At 68.8% G+C, this 4,681-nt stretch carries 2 protein-coding genes and 1 pseudogene; all 3 read left to right on the forward strand.

Going from position 1 to position 4,681, the window contains the following annotated elements; translation table 11 throughout:
* Nucleotides 1-542, forward strand: a pseudogene (locus tag VIM26_RS07155) (monooxygenase); the annotation flags it as partial.
* Nucleotides 543-991: 449 nt separating this feature from the next.
* On the forward strand, nt 992-2,713 hold the full coding sequence (locus VIM26_RS07160) for a DUF4214 domain-containing protein (RefSeq protein ID WP_331949661.1): 1,722 nt from the start codon (nt 992-994) through the stop codon (nt 2,711-2,713).
* A gap of 266 nt (nt 2,714-2,979) precedes the next feature.
* Nucleotides 2,980-4,681 (forward strand): DUF4214 domain-containing protein (locus VIM26_RS07165; RefSeq protein WP_331949662.1); only part of this gene is annotated, 1,702 nt, incomplete at its 3' end.

The following is a 4,681-nucleotide window of genomic DNA, read 5'->3' on the forward strand; positions in this document are numbered from 1 at the left end:
GGCGCAGGTACGGCACCCGCCGGCACTTCCGCGTCGCGGCGTGGACGGACTTCGTCGAGGTGCACTGGGGCCCGACCGTCGAGGCCTACGTCACGCCCGTGGCCGACGACGTCGTCGGCGTGGCCCTGCTCGGCCCGCCGCGCGTCGACTACGCCGCGGCGCTCGCGACCTTCCCCGCGCTCGTCGACCGGCTGGGGGACGCCGGGCCGGCCGGCTCGCTGCGGGGCGCCGGACCGCTGCGGCAGCACACGACGCGGCGGACGGCGGGCCGGATCCGGCTGGTCGGCGACGCCTCTGGTTATGTGGACGCCCTGACCGGCGAGGGGCTGCGGGTCGGCCTGGCCCAGGCCGCCGCCGCAGTGGCGCACCTCGAGGATGCCGCCGGGTACGAGCGCGCCTGGTCCGCGGCAACCCGCGACTACCGGGTGCTCACCGCCGGGCTGGTGGCCGCGGCGACCAGCCCGCTGCGGCCCGCGATCGTGCCCCTCGCCGTGGGCGTGCCGTCACTCTTCGGTGCGGTCGTCGAGCGCCTCGCGCGCTGAGGTCGCGCCCGTCGCCCGCCGGCGGGTAATGATCAACCGGACATTTGGGCGGTAGTGATCATTTCCACCGTCCCTTTCGGTCGATTCATGATCAAATTCCTGCGCCCCGACCCCATCAAAAGGCACATTCAACGCGCATCCTCGGCGCCCGTTCGCACTGCCCAACCAAATCGCCCATAGCGACCAGACCGGCAGTAATTGGAAGCGGAAGTCGGGACCTTTGTCCCGTGCGCCTGCAACGTTTTGTGCACCTTTGGACCCGGCGAACCTATGCGTTTTCGGGGTTGTACTCCCCATTTGGCGCAGTGCGAATAAATAATGTGCCGCGGTGCCTCATGACCCGAACCTGCGCGGCCGATGATTGAAATAACGTGCCCCACCTGGGGCAAGCAACGCAGGTGCCGCGATCCGACCGGGTCACCTGGCGCCCGACCGCTCAGGGAGACTACGTGACCCTCGCTTCCCGCCCATTGGAAGAGATCGCCGCCGCGGCCAGTACCAGCCTCCCCCAGTCGTCGCAGGCCAGCCGCACCAGCCCGCTCTCCCGCCTGCGCCGCACCGCTGTCGCTGCCCGTGTCGCCACGGCCTTCGGGATCGCGGCACTCGTCGCGACGGTCGGGCTCGCGCCCGCCGCCCAGGGCGTGACCGAGACGGCCGCCACCCGCGCCGACCGCTACATCACCCAGGTCTACGGCGACCTGGTCGGCCACGCACCCGACGCCTCGAGCCTGCTGAGCTGGGAGACCGCACTCGTCGGGGGGACCCCGCGGATCGCGGTGGCGAACGCCCTCACCGTCGGTACGGAGTACCGCACCGGGCTGGTCAACAACACCTACCAGCACTACCTCAACCGCGCCGCCGATGCCACCGGGATGACCACCTGGCTCTCGCGGATCGCGAGCGGATACACGATCCAGCAGATGGAGTCGGGATTTACTGTCTCGTCCGAGTACTACACCGGTGCCGGCGGCACGAACCGGACCTGGATCGCGAAGCTGTATGTCGACATCTTCGGGCGCACCGCGTCGAGCGCCGACCTCGACTTCTGGACCGGCCAGATGGCCAGGGGTGTCTCGCGTTCCCGGGTCGCCACCGGCTTCCTCATGTCGGCCGAACACCTCGGCGGCGTGGTCGATGTGCAGTACCAGGCGTTCCTCAACCGCGCCCTGCTCGACGCCGAGCGGACCACCGCGGTGAGCGCGATCCAGTCCGGGACGCGGCTGGAGACCATCACGAGCGGCATCGTCGGGAGCGACGAGTACTACGCGCAGTCCGATGCGGCTCCCGTCTACCGCACCGCGGCGTATGACCCCTGGGCGGTGACGGCGATGTCGAACACCTCGGTCGGTTCCGGCGCAATCTATGAGTCGAAGACGTCAACGATGACCGCCGCCCTTCTTACCGGGACGCCGACGATCAACCGCGACCGGTGGTCGATCTCCATTGCGCTCGCGAAGACCACCGACCCCTTCGTCTACCTGACCGACATCGGGAAGACGCCGAACGTGGTCTACAAGATCTACATCCCGGTCGGCCTCGAGCCCACGGCGGGCACCGACAAGCACGTCGGCATCATCCAGCCCGACGGCGTCACGCTCTACGAGTGCTACAAGTACAACAAGGTCGACGCGACGCATTTCACCAGCACGTACGTCAACATCAATGATCTGCGCGGGGACGGCTTGCAGCGCGGCTCGCGGGCCTCCGGGATCAGCTTCCTGATCGGTTTGATCCGCACCCACGAGATGGCCGACAAGGTCATTCCGCACACGATCGCCATCGGCACCCCGGCGTCCATGATGCTGTCCGGCCCGGTATGGCCGGCCCGGCTGCAGGACAACCAGGTCGGCACGAACATCTACACCGGCGTGATCCCGATGGGCACCATGTTCGCCATCCCACCGAGCGTCGACCTCACCAAGCTCGGCCTCTCCGCCGAGGGAATGGCCCTGGGACACGCCCTGCAGGACTACGGCGGCCACGTCCTGGTCCAGTCCTCCACCGTCGCGCTCTACACCGAGCCCGACGCCGACTACGACGCCACGAATCGGATGAAGGCCGACTACCAGCAGAAGCTCTTCCCGCTGCTGCGCCGCCTGGTCAACAACACGGCAACGAATGTCAGCGGCGGCGGGACCCGCTTACTGACACCGGCGGCTCCCCTGGGCTGATCACAGAGCTCGTGAGCACCAGCGTCCGTCGGTCCGGCCATGAGCCGGCCCGACGGCGCCTTTCCCGCTTGAACCTGCTCGACACCTACGCCGACCTCCGCCGCTCACGCAGTACCGCCGTGTGAGCGATTTCTCGCACCGGGACCTCACGACTGGGCTCCGGGAGCCGATCAGAGACGTAGCTTGCCCCGCTCGGGGAGGACCAAGTGACGTCAGTGCCGCGGACTTCGGGGATTGTGTCGGGCGCGAACGCTCCAGGAGACCCAGTGCCTTTCACTCATTCTCACTCGGCGCAGATCACCGACACCAGCACCTCATCCCTGCCCACGTCCCGCACCCGGCGACCGCGCGGGCGCACCGCCGTGCGCGCCCGCCTCACCACGGCCTTCGCGCTCGCCGCCCTCGTGGTGCTGGGCGGGCTCGGATCGGCCTCCCAGGCGGTCGGCACCCTGCACGCGGCGACCGAGGACCCGCTGGTCCGCAGCGGGCGCTTCGTCGCGCAGGCGTACGGGGACCTGCTCGGCCGGGCCCCGAGCCCGACCGCGCTCTCGACCTGGTCCGGCCGGCTCGTGGACGGGACCCCGCGGGTGACGCTCGCGAACGCCCTGACCGTGAGCTCGGAGTACCGCACGATCCTGATCCGGGCGACCTACCGCCTGTACCTCGGCCGTGACGCCGATGCGGAGGGCCTCGACGTCTGGTTGGCCCGGATGGCCGCCGGGTACACCGACCAGCAGGTGGAGTCCGGTTTCGTCAGCTCCCCGGAGTACTACGCCGCGGCCGGTGGCACGAACCGTCGCTGGGTCTCGAGCCTGTACACCGACATTCTCGGGCGCAGTGCCTCGACCAGCGAGATCGACACCTGGGCAGGCCGGATGGCCGCTGGCATGAGCCGCGCACGGGTCGCCACCGGCTTCCTGTTCTCGACCGAGCACGTCAGCGACGTGGTCGATGGTCAGTATCGGCACCTCCTGGGCCGGGCGGTCGACGAGTCCGGCCGAGCCAAGTGGGTCGGCGCGATCCAGGACGGCATGCGGACCGAGGCGGTCATCGGCGCCATCGTCGCGAGCGAGGAGTTCTACCTCCAGTCCGCGATCGTCTCCTCGACGGTCGTGTACCGCACGGCCGCGCTGTACCCCTGGGCGGTCACAGCCATGGCGAACACGTCGGTCGGCTCGGGGGCCGTCTACGAGTCCTCGACGTCCACCATGACGCGCACCCTGCTGAGCGGGACGCCAACGATCAACCGCGATCGGTGGTCCATCAAGATCGCCCGCGCCAAGACCAGCGACCCCTACGTCTACCTCACCGACACGGGCAAGAACCCCGACGTCGTGCGCCGCATCTACATCCCGACTGGCCTGGAGCCGACCGCGGGCACCGACAAGCACGTCGGCATCATCCAGCCCGACGGCGTCACGCTCTACGAGGCCTACAAGTTCACCAAGGTCGACAGCACGCACTACGCGAGCACCTACGTGAACATCAACGATCTGCGCGGGGACGGCTTGCAGCGCGGCTCGCGGGCGTCCGGCATCAGCTTCCTGATCGGGCTGATCCGCAGCCATGAGGTCGCCGGCAAGAAGATCCCGCACACGATCGCGATCGGAGCCCCGGCGACCATGCTGAAGTCGGGACCGGTGTGGCCGGCGCGGCTTCAGGACAACCAGGTCGGAACCAACATCTACAGCGGGACGATCCCGATGGGCACGATGTTCGCGATCCCACCGAGCGTCGACCTCACCAAGCTCGGCCTGTCTGCCGAGGGCCTGGCGCTCGGCCACGCGCTGCAGGACTACGGTGGACATGTCCTGGTCCAGTCGGGGACCGTCTCGTTGTACACGGAACCGGACTCCGACCTTGCCGCCACGAATCGTATGAAGGCCGACTACCAGCAGAAGCTCTACCCGCGACTGCGCCGGCTGGTCAACAACACCGCCACGAACGTCAGTGGCGGCGGGACCCGCC

Source organism: Pengzhenrongella sp. (assembly GCF_036565025.1).
GTDB lineage: Bacteria > Actinomycetota > Actinomycetes > Actinomycetales > Cellulomonadaceae > Pengzhenrongella.